9 protein-coding genes are annotated in these 19887 nt (G+C 68.3%); 6 read left to right on the top strand and 3 right to left on the bottom strand.

Annotated features, from left to right (window positions below; genetic code table 11):
* The first annotated feature begins 103 nt into the window (after positions 1–103).
* From ACZ3IC_RS25110 to ACZ3IC_RS25130, 5 genes are all read left to right on the top strand, one after another.
* On the top strand, positions 104–9517 hold the full coding sequence (locus ACZ3IC_RS25110) for a non-ribosomal peptide synthetase/type I polyketide synthase (RefSeq protein WP_467419471.1): 9414 nt from the start codon (positions 104–106) through the stop codon (positions 9515–9517).
* On the top strand, positions 9507–11186 hold the full coding sequence (locus tag ACZ3IC_RS25115) for a phytoene desaturase family protein (protein ID WP_467419431.1): 1680 nt from the start codon (positions 9507–9509) through the stop codon (positions 11184–11186). The genes ACZ3IC_RS25110 and ACZ3IC_RS25115 overlap by 11 nt, the downstream gene beginning before the upstream one ends.
* 44 nt (positions 11187–11230) lie before the next feature.
* Positions 11231–12931: a phytoene desaturase family protein gene (locus ACZ3IC_RS25120; RefSeq protein WP_467419474.1), complete on the top strand. Its 1701-nt coding sequence runs from the start codon at positions 11231–11233 to the stop codon at positions 12929–12931.
* Positions 12928–13983: an MDR family NADP-dependent oxidoreductase gene (locus ACZ3IC_RS25125; protein WP_467419433.1), complete on the top strand. Its 1056-nt coding sequence runs from the start codon at positions 12928–12930 to the stop codon at positions 13981–13983. Before ACZ3IC_RS25120 ends, ACZ3IC_RS25125 begins: the two co-directional genes overlap by 4 nt.
* A gap of 156 nt (positions 13984–14139) precedes the next feature.
* Positions 14140–15315, top strand: coding sequence for a cytochrome P450 (locus tag ACZ3IC_RS25130; protein WP_467419476.1), 1176 nt, complete (start codon positions 14140–14142; stop codon positions 15313–15315).
* Positions 15316–15564: 249 nt separating this feature from the next.
* Here ACZ3IC_RS25130 and ACZ3IC_RS25135 read toward each other — a convergent pair whose 3' ends face one another.
* Positions 15565–16854 carry a cytochrome P450 gene (locus tag ACZ3IC_RS25135; RefSeq protein ID WP_467419478.1) on the bottom strand — a complete coding sequence of 430 codons (1290 nt, stop codon included), beginning with the start codon at positions 16852–16854 and terminating at the stop codon, positions 15565–15567.
* 515 nt (positions 16855–17369) lie between these two features.
* Complete coding sequence (locus ACZ3IC_RS25140; RefSeq protein ID WP_467419484.1) at positions 17370–17555, bottom strand: hypothetical protein; 186 nt, start codon at positions 17553–17555, stop codon at positions 17370–17372.
* Here ACZ3IC_RS25140 and ACZ3IC_RS25145 point away from each other — a divergent pair.
* Entirely contained in the window at positions 17488–17754 is a 267-nt protein-coding gene (locus tag ACZ3IC_RS25145; RefSeq protein ID WP_467419481.1) for a GNAT family N-acetyltransferase, read from the top strand. The genes ACZ3IC_RS25140 and ACZ3IC_RS25145 overlap by 68 nt on opposite strands.
* A gap of 56 nt (positions 17755–17810) precedes the next feature.
* Here ACZ3IC_RS25145 and ACZ3IC_RS25150 read toward each other — a convergent pair whose 3' ends face one another.
* Positions 17811–19034 (bottom strand): MFS transporter, encoded by a 1224-nt coding sequence (locus ACZ3IC_RS25150; RefSeq protein WP_467419436.1) that lies wholly within the window; start codon positions 19032–19034, stop codon positions 17811–17813.
* Between the last annotated feature and the right edge of the window lie 853 nt (positions 19035–19887).

Here is a 19887-nt window from a genome sequence, read left to right on the forward strand (position 1 = left end):
GCCCTCCCTTATCCATGCCGTGCCGCGGCGCCACGACTTGAGGAGTACGAACTTGCCCGATGTGAACAGTGCCTCTGCGAGCGACAAAGTAGCGATCATCGGCATGGGTTGCCGGCTGCCCGGCGGTGCGTCGGACCACCGCACGTACTGGCAGAACCTCATGGACGGCAAGGACTGCATCACACCGACACCGGCCGACCGCTACGACGTCACCACGCTGGGCAGCAGATACAAGGAGAAACCCGGACGTCTGCTCGGTGGCCGAGGCGGATACATCGACGGCTTCGACGAGTTCGACCCCGGCTTCTTCGGTATCAGCCCGCGTGAGGCCGATCATATGGACCCTCAGCAGCGCAAACTGCTGGAGGTGGCCTGGGAGGCGCTGGAGGACGGCGGCCAGCGGCCCTCGGAGCTTGCGGGAAGCAATGCTGCCGTGTTCGTCGGCGCGTTCACGCTGGATTACAAGATCCTCCAGTTCTCCGACCTGGGCTTCGCCTCACTGGCCGCGCACACCGCGACCGGCACCATGATGACGATGGTCTCGAACCGCCTCTCCTACTGCTTCGACTTCCGAGGGCCCAGCCTGTCGATCGACACCGCGTGCAGTTCCTCCCTGGTGGCGGTCCACCTCGCCTGCCAGAGCCTCAACAACAGGGAGACCGATCTCGCGCTGGCCGGTGGCGTCCTGCTGCACATGGCACCGCAGTACACCATCGCCGAGACGAAGGGAGGCTTCCTGTCGCCCGACGGCCGCTCACGTACGTTCGACGCCGGAGCAAACGGCTACGTGCGGGCCGAGGGCGTCGGACTGGTCGCGCTCAAGCGGCTGGACGACGCCGTGCGCGACGGCGATCCGATCCACGCAGTGATCCTCGGCACGGGGGTCAGCCAGGACGGCCGTACCAATGGCATCACCGTGCCCAGCGCGGACGCCCAGGCCGCCCTCGTGGAACGCGTCTGCGCCGGTGCCGGCATCACACCCGGGGCCCTGCAGTACGTGGAAGCGCACGGCACCTCGACGCCGGTCGGAGACCCGATCGAGGCGAACGCACTGAGCAGGGCGCTGGCCGTGGGCCGCAGTCCCGGAGCCGCCTGCTATGTCGGGTCCGTCAAGACGAACATCGGGCACACCGAAGCGGCAGCGGGCATCGCCGGACTCATCAAGACCGTTCTGTGTCTCAAACACCGCCGTATCCCGCCCCACATCAACCTGGAGCGGATCAACACCGCCATCGACCAAGAATCCTCCCCGTACCGGATCCCGACCGAGCTGACCGACTGGCCCGAGCACGAGGGCCCCGCACGGGCCGGGGTGAACTCGTTCGGCTTCGGCGGCACGAACGCGCACGTCGTGTTGGAGGAGGCACCCGAGAGGAACACGCAGCCGGCCGCGCCGAACGAACGGGCCTGGAATCTCCTTCCATTGACCGCCCGGACCCCGGAGGTCCTGCCGGAGCTGGCGGCGGGCATCCGCCGTGAGCTGGCAGGGGACCACGGACCGGAGGTGTCACTGCCCGACCTCGGCTACACGCTGGCCCGCCGCCGCCAGCACCTCGAGTCGCGGCTCTCCGTCGTGTACTCCTCACGGGCCGATCTGGACGAAGGACTCGCCGCCTTCCTACGGGGTGAGCCTCACCCCCGGGTCGTCCATGGCAGGCAGCTCGACACCGAACAGCGCGGCGGCCTGGTCTGGGTCTTCACCGGCATGGGGCCGCAGTGGTGGGGCATGGGCCGCCAACTGCTCCAGGGCGATGAGGTGTTCCGGGACGCGGTCACCCGCTGCGACTTGGCCGTCCGCAAGCTCGCGGGCTGGTCCCTGATTGAGGAAATGACGGCCGACGAAGCCGGATCGCGCATGGCCGAGACATGGCTTGCGCAGCCGGCCAACTTCGCCGTCCAGGTGGGACTCGCGGCCATGTGGCGCCAGTACGGAGTGCGGCCCGACGCCGTGGTCGGTCACAGCACCGGCGAGGTCGCCGCCTTTTACGAGGCGGGGGTCTACACCCTGGAGGACGCGGTCAGGATCGTGGTGCACCGCAGCCGACTCCAGCAGAGGCTGACCGGGACCGGCACCATGCTCGCCGTGAGTCTGCCCGAGGAGGAGGCGCAGTTCCGGCTGGGCGCGTACGGGGACGGGGTGTCCGTGGCCGCGGTCAACAGTCCCTCGGCGGTCACGCTGGCCGGGGACCGTAAGGCGCTCGCCGAACTGGCGGACGAGCTGCGGTCCGAGCAGATCTTCGTCAAGTTCCTGACCGTGCAGGTCCCGTATCACAGCGCCGCAATGGAGGCGATCAAGGATGAACTGCTGGTCTCACTGGACGGGATCGAGCCCCGGGCGGCGACGGTTCCGCTGTATCTGACGGGCCAGGAAGGCACCGCGCACGGCAGCGAGCTGGACGCCGGCTACTGGTGGAAGAACGTCCGAGACCGGGTCCGCTTCCGCTCAGCCGTCGACCGGCTCGCCGACGACGGGTACGGGCTGTTCCTGGAGATCGGTCCGCATCCGGTGCTCGGCCACTCCATCCGTGAGTGCCTCGACGACCGGGGCGCGGCCGTACGGACCCTTCCGTCGATCCGCCGCCAGGAGAATGAACCGGAGCGTTTCGCCACCTCGCTGGCGGAGCTGCACAACCTCGGCGTACCCGTCGCATGGGACACCCTGCACCCGGCGGGCAGTCCGGTGGCCCTTCCCCGCTACCCGTGGAAACGCGACCGTTACTGGACGGAACCAGGCCCCGTGGCGAAGGTCCGCCTCGGCGGCGCCGACCATCCATTGCTGGGCCGCCGCACGACGCACACCGAACCCACTTGGCACACGACGCTCGACACCGAGCGGCTGCCCTACCTCGACGACCATCGCATCCAGTCCACCGTGGTTTTCCCGGCAGCCGGGTACCTGGAGATGGCCACCCAGGCGGTCCGATCCCTGACCGGAGGCACCCATGTCGTACTGACGGACATCGAATTCCGTAAAGCGCTCTTCCTGCCCGAGGGCGAGGACCGGGCCGTGCGCCTGACGCTCTCGTCGCAGAACGCGGCGTTCACGATCGCGTCGGCAGGGGAGAGCGAGGGCGACCGGGCGGTGCACGCGAGCGGAGTCGTGCGCTCCGGGCAGCCGCGCCCGGTCGGCTCCCGTGTCGATACCGCCGCCCTCCGGGCACGAACCCGGCGCCGGCTGGACGGCGAGGACTGCTACGCGGCGCTGGCCGACCTGGGTTACCACTACGGCCCCGCGTTCCGGGCCATTGAGGAGGTATGGATCGGTTCAGGTGAGGTCCTCGCCCGACTCCGTCCACCTGCGGTGATCGGTGACGACGCGGCCGGACACCACATCCATCCCGTGCTGCTCGACGCCTGCTTCCAGTCGTTGCTGACGACACAGCTCCTCGACGACGACGCGGGCAAGCAGACCTCCGGCATCCGCCTGCCCCTGTCGATCGAGGAGGTGTGCCTCGCCCCGGTGGGAGACCGGCCGATCTGGGTGCATGCCACGGTGACCCGCAAGCACGCAGACGAGCTCGTCGGGGACATCGCGGTCTACGCGGACAGCGGCGAACCACTGGGCGGCATCGGTGGATTCCGTGCAGCCGACGTGGAGAAGGCGTCTACCGCGGTCGGCCTCGGCACGATCGATTCCTGGCTCGCCGAGACCGTCTGGATCGACAGACCCTTCGACGCCCCCGAGGACGAGGGCGAGGACGGAGCCGTGGCCGGCGCCGACAGCCACGTATTCACCGGCAGCGACTGGCTGGTGTTCGCCGATCGCCAAGGCGTCGGCGACGCTCTCAGCGCCCTGCTCGCCGCGCGCGGCGAGCGCTGCCACCTCGTGCGTCCGGGAGACACATACCAAAAGAGTGGCGACGGAAGGGAGTTCACTGTCGTGCCAGGGTCCGCCACGGACCTGGAACGGCTCTTCGCCGACCTGGGCGAGGACGGCGGAAGCGGCCGGGGCGGCGAGGCCGACGGAGCATTCTTCACAACCGTCGTGCATCTGTGGAACCTCGACCGGCCGCACCTCGGTGCGACCACATCGCAGGACCTTGTACAGCACAGAGACACCGGGGCGTACTCGCTGATCGCGCTCGCCCGGACACTGCTCTGTCGCGGGGCCGGCGGCCGACTGCACATCGTGACGCGCGGTGCGCAGCACGCAGAGCCCGGCGAGACCGTCGAGCCATTGGGGGCGCCCGCCTGGGGGGTCGGCCGGGTGCTCAGGCATCAGGAGCTGATTTCCCACCGCGGCAAGCTGATCGATCTGGATCCCGGCCGACAGGGAGAGACGGACTGCTGGGCCGACGCCCGGGCGCTGCTGCGCGAGGTGCTGATCGACGACGAGGAGGAGATTGCGCTGCGCGGCGCCGGCCGCCTCACCAGCAGAGTGCGGCAGGCCGAAGGGCTGACGCGCCCTCTTCCGCTGCGACTGCGCGCCGACGCGAACTATCTGGTCACCGGTGCCTTCGGAGCGCTCGGCCGACTGCTCTGCCGGACGCTCGTACGGCGTGGGGCGCGCAGTCTGATTCTGATCGGACGTACCGCGCTGCCGGAGCGCTGCACGTGGCGCGGTCTCGACCCCGCCACTGCCGAGGGCCGTGCCGTGGCCTTCGTCAAGGAGTTGGAGGCGCTCGGCACGCGGATTGTCCTGGCACCGCTCGACATCACCGATGAGGCCGCGTTTACGGCCTGGCTCGACGCACACCGGCTCACCGACCCGCTGCCCATCCGCGGGGTGTTCCATCTGGCCGGTCAGGTCCGCGACACTCTCGTCGCGGACATGGACCACCGGTCGTTCGCCGAGGCCCACGATCCCAAGGCCGTCGGCGCCTATCTGCTGCACCGGCATCTGCGGGACGAACCGCTCGACCACTTCGTCCTGTTCGCCTCGATCGCTTCACTGATGACCACGGCGGGCCAGACCAACTACGCCGCCGGGAACGCGTTCCTGGACGCGCTGGCCCAGCACCGTCGGGCGCTCGGCCTGCCGGGGCTGAGTGTGGACTGGGGTCCGTGGGCCACCGGCATGATCGAGGAGCTGGGGCTCGTCGACCACTATCTCCACAGCCGGGGGATGAGCTCGCTCGCACCGGACGTCGGCATGGCGGTCCTGGAACGCGTCATCGGCCAGGACCGGGCCCAGTTGCTCGTCGCGACCGTCGTCGACTGGCCGGTGTTCCTGGCCTGGTACGCCTCGCCGCCCTCGCTGGTGGCCGAACTGGCGGCGACGGCCTCCGTCGGCACGGCCACCGGGGCGGGCGACGGCATCCTCGACGCCTTCCGCGACGCGGACGCGCAGGAACGCCTCGCCCTGGTGACCCGGCGGTTCACCGAAGTGGCCGCCTCGGTGCTGCGGACGAGTCCCGATCAGATCGACCCTCAGGCGGGCCTCAACGCCCTGGGACTCGACTCTCTCCTGGCGATGGAGCTGCGCGCTCGGCTCAGCTCCGAGCTCGGCGTCGCTCCGCCTGTGGTGGCCCTGCTGAGTGGTACTCCGGCCGGCGAGCTGATCGCACAGCTCCACGACGGTCTGGCCGAGTCGGTGGCGTTCGCGGCGGGCGGTGACGACACGGCTGAGGTGGAGGTGTTCAAGGACGAGCTCCGTCATCCGCTGACGCAGAACCAGAAGGCCCTGTGGTTCCTCAGGCAGCTCAACCCCGAGGGCTACGCGTACAACATCGGCGGCGCGGTCGAAGTACGTGTCGCACTCGACCCCGAGCTGATGTTCGAGGCTGTCCGTTGCCTGGTCGCACGTCACCCCGCGTTGCGGACCAACTTCCTCACAGTGGACGGCCTGCCGTTGCAGCAGGTGTCGACGGCCCAAAGCCCGGACATCGCGCTGTTCGACGTGCAGGATCAGGAGTGGGAGGACATCCACCGTACAATCGTGGCGGAATACCGCAGACCGTACGACCTCGAGCATGACCCGCTGTTCCGCTTCCGTCTTTTCAAACGCGGGCACGACCGCTGGGTGATCATGAAGGCGGTCCACCACATCGTCTCCGACGCGATCTCGACGTTCACCTTCATCGAGGAACTCCTCGCGGTGTACGAGGGGCTGCGCCAGGGCCGTACGCCCTCGCTGCCGCCGGTCACCGCGCGCTATCTGGACTTCCTCAACGCGCAGAACCGCTTCCTGGCCGGTCCTGCGGCGCAGCACATGCTCGACTACTGGCGCTCGCATCTGCCGGCCGAGGTGCCGGTCCTGGAGCTGCCTGTCGACAAGCCCCGTCCGACCGTGCAGACACACAACGGGGCCTCGGAGTTCTTCGTGCTGGACGCGGCTCTCACCGCCCGTGTGCACGCCCTGGCCCGCGAGCACGACGTGACCCCGTTCATGGTGCTGCTCAGTGCCTACTACGTGCTGCTGCAACGCTATTCCGGTCAGGATCACGTCATCGTTGGCAGCCCGGTCACCGGCCGGACCGAGCAGGAGTTCGCCTCGGTCTACGGCTACTTCGTCAACCCGCTCCCGCTGCACGCGGATCTGTCCGGCGAACCTTCGGTCGCCCAACTGCTGCAACAGGTCCGCACGACCGTGCTGGGCGGCCTCGACAACCAGGATTACCCGTTCGTCCTGCTGGTCGACAAGCTCGGGCTCCAGCACGACCCCAGCCGCTCCGCGGTGTTCCAGGCCATGTTCATCCTGCTGACCCACAAGGTCGCCACCGAGAAGTACGGCTATCGGCTCGAGTACATCGAACTCCCGGAGGAAGAGGGGCAGTTCGATGTCACCCTGTCCGTCTACGAAGATGAGGCGGAGCATCGGTTCCACTGCGTCCTCAAGTACAACACCGACCTGTTCCTGGCGGAGACCATGCGGCGGATGGCCTCGCACTACACCACACTGCTCGACAGCATGACCCGGGCACCGGCCGATCAGCCCACCTCCCGGCTGGAGATGCTGACTGCCGAAGAGCGCGAGCGGCTGGTCTGCGAGTGGAGCGGCGCCGGGCGCACCACGCTGCCTCCCGGCGCCGGGGAGCGTGAGGCGGGCCGTGTCCGTCCGGTGCATCAGCTGATCAGCGCGGTCGCCGCCCGGTGCCCGGACGCTGTGGCGGTGACGGCGCCGGCGCCTCACGGGGCGGGCCTCCGGCTCACGTACGCGGAACTGGACCAACGCTCCGGGGAGCTGGCCCGGCGGCTGCGAACGCTGGGGGCCGGTGCCGGCTCGGTGGTGGCGCTGTGCCTGGACAAGTCGCCCGACCTGGTCATCGCACTGCTGGCGGTGCTCAAGGCCGGTGGCGCCTATCTCCCGATCCCGCCCGACCACCCGGCCGACCGCGTCGCCCACACCGTGCGGACAGCGGCCGCCACCCTCGTCGTCGTCGAGGACGACGCCTGCCGGGACCGGATGGCGGGGCTGTCGGCCGAGACGCTGACCCTGCGGGAGCTGTACGAGGCCGCGCCCGATGCGGACGGTGAGCGGGCGCCGGAGGCCGGATCCGAGGACCTCTCGGTCCTCGACTCGCCCGCATACATCATCCACACCTCCGGTTCGACCGGGCTCCCCAAGGCAGTGCAGGTCAGCCACCGGAACCTCGCCTCGGCGTACGGAGCCTGGCTCCAGGAATACCGGCTGGACCGTGACGTGCGGGTGCACCTCCAGATGGCGGCCCCGTCGTTCGACGTCTTCACCGGCGACCTGGTGCGCGCACTGTGCTCGGGCGGCAATCTGGTACTGGTCGACCGTGATCTGCTTTTCGACACCGAACGCCTGTACCGGACCATGCGCGAAGAACACGTCGACTGCGCGGAGTTCGTCCCCGCTGTCGTACGCGGTCTCATGGACCACTGCGAACGCGAGGGCCTGCGGCTGGACTTCATGCGTCTGCTGGTCGTCGGGTCCGATGCGTGGAAGGCAGGGGAATACCGACGACTGCGCGAGCTGTGCGGTCCGCACACCCGCCTGCTCAACTCCTACGGGGTTACCGAGGCCACCATCGACAGCGCCTGTTTCGAAGGACCCGTCGACGACCTGGAACCGGGCCGGACGGTGCCGATCGGGCGCCCCTTGAGCAACAGCACGCTCCATGTGCTGGATCAGCACGGTGAGCCCGTGCCGCCCGGCGTACCGGGCGAACTGTGGATCGGCGGCGAGGGCGTCGCACTCGGCTACGCGGGGGACCCCGCGCAGACGGTCCAGCGATTTGTGACCCGGACACTGAGCCGGGAGTCGGGCGCCGCACCCGTACGCCTCTACCGCAGCGGCGACGCGGCGCACTGGGACGCGGACGGTCGGGTCCATCTGCTCGGGCGGGTCGACGGCCAGGTCAAGCTTCGCGGCCATCGGATCGAGATCGGCGAGATCGAGGCCCACCTCGCCCAGTGGCCCCAGATGACCCGGACGGTCGTCACGGTGCGCCCCGACGCCCGGGGGGAGGACGTGCTCTGCGCCTACTGCGTACCGGCGGACGGCTCAGCGCTCGACCGGCGCGCGCTGCGTAGGCACCTTGAGGGACTGTTGCCCGCGTACATGGTTCCTTCCCACTTCGTCGCTCTGCCGGAACTGCCGCTGACCGCCAACGGCAAGGTCGATGTCGCCAACCTGCCGATGCCCCGGTTCGACGCGGACGACGAGCCGGAGGAACTGCTCGGCACACCGTTCGAAGTGAGCATGGCCCGGCACTGGAAGGAACTGCTCGGGCTGGAGCGGGTTGGCCTGACGCACGAGTTCTTCGAGGTCGGAGGCAGCTCCATCAAGCTCATCGAGCTGATCCACCGAATGCGGCAGGAGTTCGGCGTCGGCATCCCCGTCAGCCTGCTGTACCGGGTCACGACCCTGCACGGTATGGCCGCCACGGTGGAGCGTCTCGCCACCGGCAAGAGCGCGGACGACCTGCCCTGCCTGGACTTCAACAGCGACCGGGAGACGACGGTGTTCTGCTTCCCGCCGGCGGGCGGCCATGGACTCGTCTACCGGGGGTTCGCCGCCCAGCTGCCCGAGTACCGTCTGATCGCCTTCAACTACGTCCCCGGCGAAAGCAAGGTGGCCCGCTACGCCGACCTCGTCGAGTCCCTCCGGCCCGAGGGCAGATGCCTGCTGCTCGGCTACTCCCTCGGCGGCAACCTTGCGTTCGAGGTGGCCAAGGAGCTCGAAGAACGGGGACGCGACGTTGCCCACGTGATCGTCCTGGACTCGCGCCGCATCCTGGAGCCCTACGTCCCCGGCCGCGAACATTTCGAGATCTTCGAGGCAGAACTGGCCGAACACCTGTTCAAGCACACGGGGTCGGAGGCCGTCGCCCGCGAAACCCTCGACCACGCCGCGGAGTACCTGGCGTTCTGCGGCCGCACACCGAACCTCGGTGTGGTGTCCGCGACCGTCAGCGTCGTCACGGACGAGGACAGGACAGCCCTCTACGCCGTGGGCGCACGCGGCACCTGGCACGGCAGCTCCACCACGGCCACAGCCGTGCTGCGCGGCTCGGGAATCCACGCCGACATGCTCGACCCCAAGCATCTGGCCCGCAACGCCGAGCTGGTGCGCGGCATCCTCCAGGAGGGCGGCGCCGATGGCCGGTGACATCGACGCGTGGAGCGCCCGTGAGCGGGAGGCGGACGGCAGACCCCGTGTCATCGTGATCGGCGCGGGAGTAGCCGGAATGTCCACCGGATGCTACGCGCAGATGAACGGGATGCGGTCGCGCATCTTCGAAAAGCACGTGCTGCCCGGGGGCTGCTGCACGGCCTGGTCGCGCGACGGCTACATCTTCGACTACTGCATCGAGTGGCTGATCGGCACGGCCACCGGCAACGACGCCCACCAGGTGTGGCGCGAACTGGGGGCGCTCGACGGCAAGACCATCACCAACTTCGAGATGTTCAACCGAGTCGTCGACGAGACCGGCCGGTCAGTGGTCTTCTACAACGACCCGGACCGGCTGGAGCGGCACCTGCTCGCCCTCTCGCCCGCCGACGCCCGGCTGATCCGCTCGTTCTGCCGCGATCTGAGGCGATTCATCGCCATCGACCTGTATCCGTTCCTGACCGCCCCCGCCCTGCGGACCGTACGCGAAAGAGCGGCGACGCTGCGCACCGTCCTGCCCGCGTTCCGCCTGTTCTGGCGTACGGCGGCGACGCCGATGCACGAGTTCGCCGACCGGTTTCAGGACCCGTTGCTGCGCCGGGCGTTCCGCAACATCTTCTTCCAGGACCCGGAGGGCTTCCCGCTGCTCCCCTACCTGTTCAACATGGCCAGTGCCCACCACCACAACGCCGGTTTTCCGCAAGGAGGTTCGCTGGGACTGGCCCGGTCGATCGAGGAGCGGTACAAGGCGCTGGGCGGCGAGATCAGCTACCGGGCACGCGTCGAACGGATCATGGTCGAGGACGGGCGTGCCGTCGGCATCGAACTGCGCAACGGCCGGCGGTACTACGCCGACCATGTCGTCTCGGCCTGCGACGGCCACACCACGATCCACGGCCTGCTGCAGGGCCGGTACACCGGGCCGCGGATCGACAAGCTGTACAACGACCTGCTGCACCGTCCCGGCACCCTGTTTCCCGCCGTGGTCTCCGCCTTCGTCGGGGTCCGGGGCGGCCTGGGCCCCGACCGGGCGCACAGCACCACGTATCTGCTCTCTCCCGAGGACTCCGCACGACTGCCCGGCGCACTCCAGAGCAGTCTGGTGGTCCAATTGCGCTCCGACTACTCGGACGGGTTCGCCCCGCCCGGACGATCGGTGGTCCACTGCACCTACTTCAGCGACTTCGCCCACTGGAAGGCGCTGCGTGCCCGCGACCGCAAGGAGTACCGGGCGCAGAAGCGCCAAGTGGCGGACTTTGTAAGGGACTTCCTGGAACGCCGCCTGCCGGGCACGGCCGATCGCATCGAACTGGTCGATGTCGCTTCCCCTGCGACGACCAGGCGCTACACCGGGAACCACGACGGTTCCATCCTCGCCTGGAAGGCGTTCTCCGAGGCCGATGACATCGCGGCCAAGCTGGTCGGCAAGGACCGCATGCGCCTGCCGGGCCTGCGCGGCTTCTCGATGGCCGGGCAGTGGGTCGGCATGGGCGGCCTGATCCGTGCCGCGTCGACCGGCCGCTTCGTCGTGCAGTACCTCTGCGACGAGCTGGGACGCGGGTTCACGGCGTGTGAGAGCCGGGGCGGCGAGCCGTGGCATCCCGGGAAGCTGGGCCGTCTGCCCCAACTCGACAAATGGTCCGCGCGCGGGGATACCCGCACATGAACACCGAGGAGAGCAGGTTCTTGTCGCGTTCCGAACGAGAGTCGATGATCATCATCGGCGCAGGGCTCGGCGGTCTGTCCACCGGCTGCTACGCCAGGATGAACGGCTATCGCACCCAAATCCTGGAGATGCATGAACTGCCCGGTGGCTGCTGCACGGCCTGGGACCGTGGCGACTTCACTCTGGACCCCTGCGTCAGCTGGCTCCTCGGCAGCGGCCCCGGCAACGAGATGCACCAGATCTGGCTGGAGCTGGGCGCGTTGCAGGGCAAGGAGGTTCGGCACTTCGATGTGTTCAACGTGGTGCGCGGCCGTTGCGGACGGGCCGTGTACTTCTACTCCGACCCCGACCGGCTCCAGGCACATCTGACGGACATCTCGCCCGCCGACTCCGCTCTGATCCGGGACTTCTGCAAGCAGCTGCGCACGTTCCGCAGATGCCTCGCCGTCTATCCGTTCCTCAAGCCGGTGGGGTTGATGCCGACGCTGGAACGCTGGCGCATGCTGGCCTCCTTCGTCCCGTACTTCAACGTCGTGCGCAAAACCATCAGTGTCCTGATGACCGACTACTCGGCCAGGTTCAAGGACCCGCTGCTGCGTGAGGCGTTCAACTTCATCCTGTACGAGAAGCATCCGGCGTTTCCCGTGCTGCCGTTCCACTTCCAGCTCGCCTCGCACGCGAACCTCTCCGCGGGCGTCCCCGAGGGAGGGTCGCTCGGGCTGGCCGAGTCCATTGAGCGGCGCTACCGCAGGCTAGGCGGGGAAGTGACCTACAACGCCAAGGTCGAAGAGGTGCTCGTCGAGGACGACCGTGCGGTCGGGGTGCGGCTGAGCGACGGGAAGGAACTGCGCGCCGACATCGTCGTCTCGGCCTGCGACGGCCGCACCACGATGATGGATCTGCTGGGCGGCCGCTACCTCAACGAGGCGTACCGCCGTCTCTACACCCGGACCATCCGAGAACCCGGCATGGTGTTCCCCGGGTACTTCACGCTCTTCCTCGGCCTGCGCCGTGACTTCCCCGACGCCGACCCCTGCACGACCTATCTGCTCGATGAAACGGAAGCGGCCGAACTGACCGGCATACGGCACCCGAGCATCAACGTCCAGTTCCGCAGCAGGCACTACCCGGAACTCTCCCCGCGCGGGACGAGCATCGCGTACGTCACCTACTTCTGCGACATTGCCCCCTGGCGGGCCCTGGACGATGGCCCGGAGCAGGTCACCCGGACCCGTGGCGGCAAGGAACTCCACACGCTGCCGGTACGCCACGGCCGCGGGTACTACACGGCCAAGCGGCGGGCCCGTGACGCACTCGTCGCATTCCTGGAACGGCGCCACCCCGGCATCGCGGACGCGATCGTCGTGCGCGATGTGTCGAGCCCGCTCACCCAGGTCCGTTACACGGGCAACTACGACGGCACAGTGCTCGGCTGGCAGCCCTTCGTGGAGAGCGGCGAGACGCTGGAGACGCTCATCAAGAAGCACGGCCCCGGCCTGCCCGGACTGCGGAACTTCTACCAGTCCGGCGTATGGGCGACGACGGGTGGCCTGATCCGCGCGGCGGCGGCCGGTCGGCATGTCATGCAGTTCATCTGCCGGGACGACGGCCGGACGTTCACCGCGTCCGTCGACGAGAGCGGGCCGCCTCCGACCCATCGCGTCATCCCGGTGGGGCCCCGGCCGGACACACGGCCCGTCACAGAGGGCGGTCCGGCCCTCGCCGAGAGGAAGGGAACGGGATGAAAACGAAGAAATGGGTCGTGAACGAGCACATCGAGGGCATCCCCGACGTCGAGCGGGTCTACGAACAGGTCGAGGAGGAACTCGACATCGACCTCGCCCCGGACGAGATGCTGCTGAGGACCCGATATGTATCGGTGGACCCCTACCTCCAGGGGATCGCACTGGACACCCCGCTCGGCGCGCACATGGGCGCCGACTCGATCATGGAAGTACTGGAAGCGGGTCCGCTGGCGGCCCACCGGCCGGGCGATCTGGTGCAGGGGTTCGGCGGCTGGCGCACCCATCTCGTCAGCAACGGCGAGGCGACCCCTTGGCAGACGGGGACGTTTCCGATGGTCTTTCCGGCCTTCCGCCGTCTCAACCCGCGCTGGTACGACGACGCGCTGCCGCTCCCCACCGCGCTGAGCGTCATGGGCGGTCCCGGCATGACGGCCTGGGGCACCCTGACCAAGTTCCTGACGGTCCGCTCCGGGGACACGGTCGTGATCAGTGGCGCCTCCGGCTCCGTCGGCTCGCTGGTCGGCCAGCTGGCCAAGCTCGCGGGTGCCCGGGTGGTGGGCACCACCTCGACGGCGGAGAAGGCGGAGTACCTCGATGGGCTGGGATTCGACGCGGTCGTCGTCTACCGCCACGGGGACAGCTGCGAAGCGGTACGGGACGCCCTCACCCGGGTCGCACCGGACGGGGTCGACAAGTACTTCGACAATCTGGGCGGCACGGTGACCGATGCCGTGTTCTCCATGCTCAATGTCGGCAGCCAGGTGGCCGTGTGCTGGCAGTGGGCCACCCAGGTCGGCCGGGAGTTCTCCGGGCCACGGCTGCTGCCGTACATCATGTTCCCGCGCACATCGGTGCGTGGCATCTTCTCGCTGGAATGGTTCACCGAGCAGAACTGGCGCGCGCTTCACGAGGAGCTCGGCGGCAAGGTCCGGCGGGGTGAAGTCCGCTGCGGGCACACCCTCCACCACGGCTTCAAGAACATTCCGGATGCCTATAGGAGCCTTTACCAGGACACGGGGGCCAGCCGGGGCAAGGTGCTGGTCGAACTCTGACTTCCGGTTCCCCGTGGAACCCTGCTCCCGCTCCCCGCCCGCCCGTGCCCGTACGCCGGTGCCGCCCCGCCGCCCGCTCGCCCAGGCCCGCCCCGCAGTCCGCCGTGCCCGTGCATGACTGGAGGTCCCGTGCCCCGCTCCCACGACACCGACGCGATGACCGGCCCGCCGTCACTTCCTCTGCATTGTCTGAGGTTCGAGCCACCCGGACCGCCCAGGCCCGTCGCGTTGCCCGACGGGGCTCAGGCCTGGCTGGTGAGCCGGTACGACGACGTACGCAAGGTCCTGACCGATACCCGGTTCGGACGCGCACAGCTCCACGCACCGGACGCCCCGCCCCTGACGGGAGAATCCGGCCTGGTGGGCAGCCTCGACCTGATGTTCAACCAGGACGGCGAGGACCATCTGCGCCTGCGCCGCACCCTGCGGCGTGCGTTCACGCCGAGGGCCGTGGCCCGCTGGCGGCCCTGGATTGTCTCGATCGTGGAACAGCGCCTGGACGCACTCGCCGGCAGCGCCCCTCCGGTGGATCTCGTGGCCCGCTTCACCCTTCCGCTTCCGGTCGAGGTGATCAGCCGGCTGATGGGTCTCGACACCCCGGCGCGGGAACGGCTGCGCCACTGGAGCCAGTACGCCTTCTCCGACGGTTCCCACCCCAAGGAGGAAATGGAGTCGGCGCTGGCGGAGTTCGCCGCCTTCGGAACTGCGCTGCTGGCCGAGCGGCGCAGCACGCCGGGCGACGATCTGACCAGCGTGCTGGTCCGGGCGGCCGATGAAGAGGGCGGTATCCCGGAGGCACAACTGGTCGACCTCGTGTGCGGACTGGTGGTGGGCGGACACGACAGCACGATGACGATGCTCGGAAACTCCCTGCTGTATCTGCTCGGCGAACGACCGGAAAGCTGGTCCCGTCTGGGGGAGGACGAACAGGCCGCCGGAATGGTGGCCGAGCGGCTGCTGCATCTGGTACCGCTCGGCGACGACCGGGGGACCGCGCGCCACGCCGCCGCCGACGCAGAGGTCGGCGGCGTGACCATCCCGGCCGGCTCGGTGGTTCTCGCCGACTGCGGCATGGCCAACCGTGATCCTGATGTATTCCCGCCCCGGCAGTTCGACGACCTGTTCGCACCCTTGGAGGCCCCCACGCTGTCGTTCGGCGCCGGCCCGCACTACTGCCTGGGCGCCTGGCTGGCCCGGCTCGAACTCCAGCTGTCCCTGCACCGACTCGCCGCCCGCTTCCCCGGCCTCCGGCTGGCGAGACCCGAGGACGGAGTCGAGTGGCGGCGCGGCACCACATCCCGCAGCCCTCAGCGGATCGTAGTCACCTGGTAGGAGGAGACGACATCCGGCACCGCCGATCGGGGCCGGCTCACAGTTGCTGGCGTGAGCGGGATACCGGTGGGGGAGGAGGGACGGACGACGCAGTCCGGACCTGCGCCCGTGGCCCGACCGAAGCTTCGGGCCGGTGAGCTCCGATGATCCGTCAGGAAAGCGCGGCAAAGGAGGGACCGGGGTTGCCGGTCGGGGCAACGGAGGGACGGGGTGCAGTGTGCAGGCGGCGCTCTCAGGGTGTGCGCCTGCTCAGCGCAAGTGCACCGGTAGCGATTCGATGCCGTACACGATCGACAGCTTGCGGAAGGCCAGGTCCTGGGGCGGGACGGCGAGGCGCATCCGGGGAAACCGCCGGGCCAGGGCCGGGTAGGCGGAGCGCAGTTCCATACGCGCCAGTTCGGCGCCGATGCAGCGGTGGATTCCGTAGCCGAATGCGAGATGCCCTGAGGTGTCGCGGTGCGGGTCGAAGCGTCCGTCGTCCATCACGTACGACCTGTCGCGGTTGGCGCCGCTCAATGAGCAGAGCACCATGTCGCCCTGGGGAATGACCACTCCCGCTATCTCCATGTCCTGACGGGCGAACCGGGGGAAGGCGATCTGCACAGCGGAGAGGTAGCGCAGCACCTCTTCCACGAACGGTGCGGCCAGTGCGTCGTCCGTCCGAATCCGCTCGAGGACGTCCTCGTTCTGCAGCAGTACGAGGGATCCGAGGGCGATCGTGCTGGCGGTCGTCTCGAACCCGCCGGTGAGCACGCCGTCGGCGAGGCCCGCGAGTTCCTCGTCGTCGACGCTGTCGCCGTGCTCCTTCACGATCATGCCGAGGAGGCCGTCGCCCGGCGCCTCGCGTTGCATCTTGACCACATTCCTGAAGTACGCCAGCGACGCCGACATGGCACCGAAGGGTGCGGTCGTTCCACCGAACAGGTCGAAGCGGTCCATGGCCAGCCGCTGGAAGTCGTGGCGGTCCTCGTAGGGCACGCCGAGCAGCTCACAGATCGTGAGGGAGGGGATCGGCAGCGCGAACTCCTGCACCAGGTCGACCGGGTCCTGTCGGCCTTCCATCGCGTCGAGGCGTTCCTCGATGATGGCATCGATCCTGGGGGTGAGGCGACGCAGCCGACGCATCGTGAATTCGGGGGTCAGGATGCGGCGCAGCCGCGTATGCACCGGGGGATCGCTGAACCCGAGGCCGCCGGGACTCTGCTCAGCTGCCACTCCGGCGTTCATGGCGAGGTGGGCGAAGTCGGTACTGAACCCGTCGACCGATCCGAGAACGGCTTTCGACTCCTCATGGCCGGTGACCACCCACGCGTCCATACCGAACGGCAGCGAGACCTTGGATATCGGCGCCTTCGCCCGGAGCCCGGCCAGTTTGTCCACCGGGTCCAGGCCATCCCTGCGCATCAGCATCAGCAGGTCTTCGGGCAGCAGCCTGATCGTGGAAGAACCGATCCCGTTCTTCTGGATCCTGGACAGGTAAGTGCGCCCAAGCCGGGCGGTGATACGAGAACGGAACTGCGTCCTCAACGTGTTCTCCATGGGTCGTCGCGCGGTCCGCACATACGGTGCGGACATGAGAGGGCTGTTCAACAGGCTCGGAAGTGGACATCGGTCGGCGCCAACACGGCTGGTGCCGAAAGACGTTGTGTCTCAGGGCATGAGCCGGAAGAGCGCTGGTAGCACACGGTAGCGTGAGCGGGCGCGGTGCTCGGTCGGCATGCATTCGAAGCCAGGACAGACCGTCCGCGGCGGAGTCCGCTGCCTGCCCGTGCTCGCTGCCCACGTGGTCGAACACGGGATGGCCGAGCGGTCGGCCTCTGTTCCGAAATGCCTGGCAGGCGGTGCCGTTGCAGTCGGCGGCCGTCAGTCGGCCGACTGCTCCGCGATGCGCGGATTCATGAGCAACGTGGGGCCTGCAATGGATTTGCGGCGGAAGCCGATTGAATGCCCCAGTTCTGTAGTGAAGGCACGCTCCATGGGCGACGGGACCGTGCCAGTCCGGCCGGCAGCGTAGAACTATGCTCGGAGGCGTGACCGAGACTGAGTGACTGTCCCTACGGCCCCTTCGGATCTCCGATGTCGATGCCTTCGTCGACCTCCATGGAGACCCGAGAATCAACCGGTTCGTCGGCTCCTTCTCCCGTCAACAGGCGTTGGAACGGCTTGCTGCGGTTGAGCGTCAGTGGGCTGAGCGGGGGCACGGGCTGCGCGGTTGAACTCAGGTCGAGCGGCGAACTCATCGGCCGAAGCGGCCTTCAGTACTGGGAGCAGTCCGACGAAGTCGAGTTGGGGTGGACGCTTCGTGCGGAGCACTGGCGCAGGTCGAGATCCACGGCATCTCCTAAGGCTCCAACGCCATGCCCTCAAGCCGGTGTCCCTTGGACAGTGTCATCGGAAAGACCGGCGAAGATCAACGGAGCAGGCCTGGCCACCCCTTGAGCACCAGGCGGGGAGACGCGGCTGCCGACGGCCGGAACCGACAAGTCGCGCTGCCCTCATGGGCGACCGATCACGCCAGCTGTTGGAGGCCTGCGCGCAGCGTATGTTCCCGCGCCTGCCGCCAGCAGCATCACACAGCCCGTGAAGATCAGCCCGGCCTGGCGCAGCCCGAGCCATGTGGCCATGGCGCCGACGCCGACCACCGGCACTGAGATCCCGGTGTAGGCGACGACGAAGAATGCCGAAATGGTGCCGCCACGATGCTGTGCCGGAGCCGCGCCGCTGACCAGGGTGAGTGCCGCGCGAAAGGCCAGTCCCTGGCCGGTGCCGCCGCACAGGGCGCCCAGGACGAGCAGGGGCAAGGAGTCGGCGATCAGCGATGACGCCACCAGCAGCAGGCCCACGACCAGGATGCCGCACCCCACGGGGAGCGCGAGGTGCGCGCCGATCCGTTGTGTCAGGGACTGCCCGATGGTCGAAGCGAGGAACACGGAGAACACCACGGAGCCCGAGACGGCCAGGTTGTGCACACCCAGCGTCTGCGAGGCAAAGCTCGGCGCGACCGCTGTGAACAGCCCGAGTAGCGCGAACCCGGCGAACGCCGCCAGTGAGGCGGGCATGAACACACCCTTCACCTCGGGAGGCACCGTGACCCCCTGCGGCGCAAGCGGCGGCCATCGCTTGGGTTTCGCCACGGTCTCCGGCAGGAACCAGGTGATCCCACAGGCCACGGCCACGAGCCCCAGGTGGACCCAGAACGGCAGCGTCAGCGGCCAGGGCGTGTACTGCGCGAGGAGGCCGGAGAGCAGTGGCCCGCAGCCCAGACCACCCATGTTCGCCGCGGTGGCGGCGAACCCGGCCCGCGCCTTCTGCCCTGGACCGGCCAGCTCGATGACGGCCGCTGTTGCCGCGCCGCTCAGCAGGCCGGCCGCGCAGCCGGACAACAGCCGCCCCGCGAAAAGCAGAGGCAGACCGCTCTCCATGAGAAAGCAGCCCGCACTCGCGGCCGACAAAGCCATGGCGCCCAGGAGCACGGGTCTGCGACCGACCTCGTCGGAGTAATTTCCCGCCACCAGAAGCACGGTGATGACCGCGATGGCATACACGGCGAAGACAACGGTCACCACCAGCTCGGAGAATCCGATCTTTTCCTGGTAGAGCCCGTACAACGGTGTGGGCAGGGTGGTTCCGGCCATCCCGATGGCGAACACCGCTGCCGCAGCCCGATAGCCCGGTCGCCGACCAGCGGCTGCGTTCCCTGCGCCCTCGCGAATGATCACGCACGTCACCCAGGGAATCGGGGTCGGGAATCGTCAGTTCCAGAGTTTATACGTCATCACCTGCTGCGTATGTGCTGGTCTGCTGTCGGTGTAGATGAGTTGCAGCCGGGTGAATCGCTGTAGCTCAGGATGCCTCTGCCAGGTTTCTGGGCGGTCGAGCCTCACAATGACAGGGTAGGAGTGGAATTTTCCTGCGGCGCAATAGGGCTGACAGTCATTCACCACATCGAGTCCGCTACCCACGGCGGATGTCGCTCCCCAGGTGTTCCAGCGGAGTGTGGTGAGGCGATTGTTTCCATCCCCGCATGCGAGCAAGAACTCGTCGGGTCGTATCTGGGAATTCCAGAAACAGTCGACGGCCACGACGTGAACGGGTGAGGGTGCCCTCGCGGAAGCGGGTGACGGTACTACTGCCGCTACAAGCGCTGTAGCAGCACACAGCATGAGCGCTGTCTTGCGTTTGTCTCCCTGCATACCGGCTCCCCAGCTGCCTCTTTTCGAGCCCACGCCACCTTCCGTGCACACCTGACTCGCCCCGCGCGCCGAGGTCTGCGCCTCGGGGGCAGTCATCGGCGGCGGTGCCATTCCTTCAGTTTCAGTGGCCGTTCTTGAATCGACAGTACGACCGCGCCCAGGGATGCACCACCCGTACAGGTGGTTGCCGCGCCGAGCAGTACGAGCCGCCAGGGCCATGTGCCCCGTAGCTGCGGTGACGCAGACCTGCCTTCCTCGGGAGAGTTCGTTCACGCAGACGGTGGACAACGCCGCCTTGACCGGCACGGACGTCGCGTCGAACGCCGTTTCCGCCACGACACGTGCCTCGCGGTGCGCCGCCTCGTCGGCGACCGCAAGT

Source organism: Streptomyces sp. NPDC002958 (genome assembly GCF_055563255.1).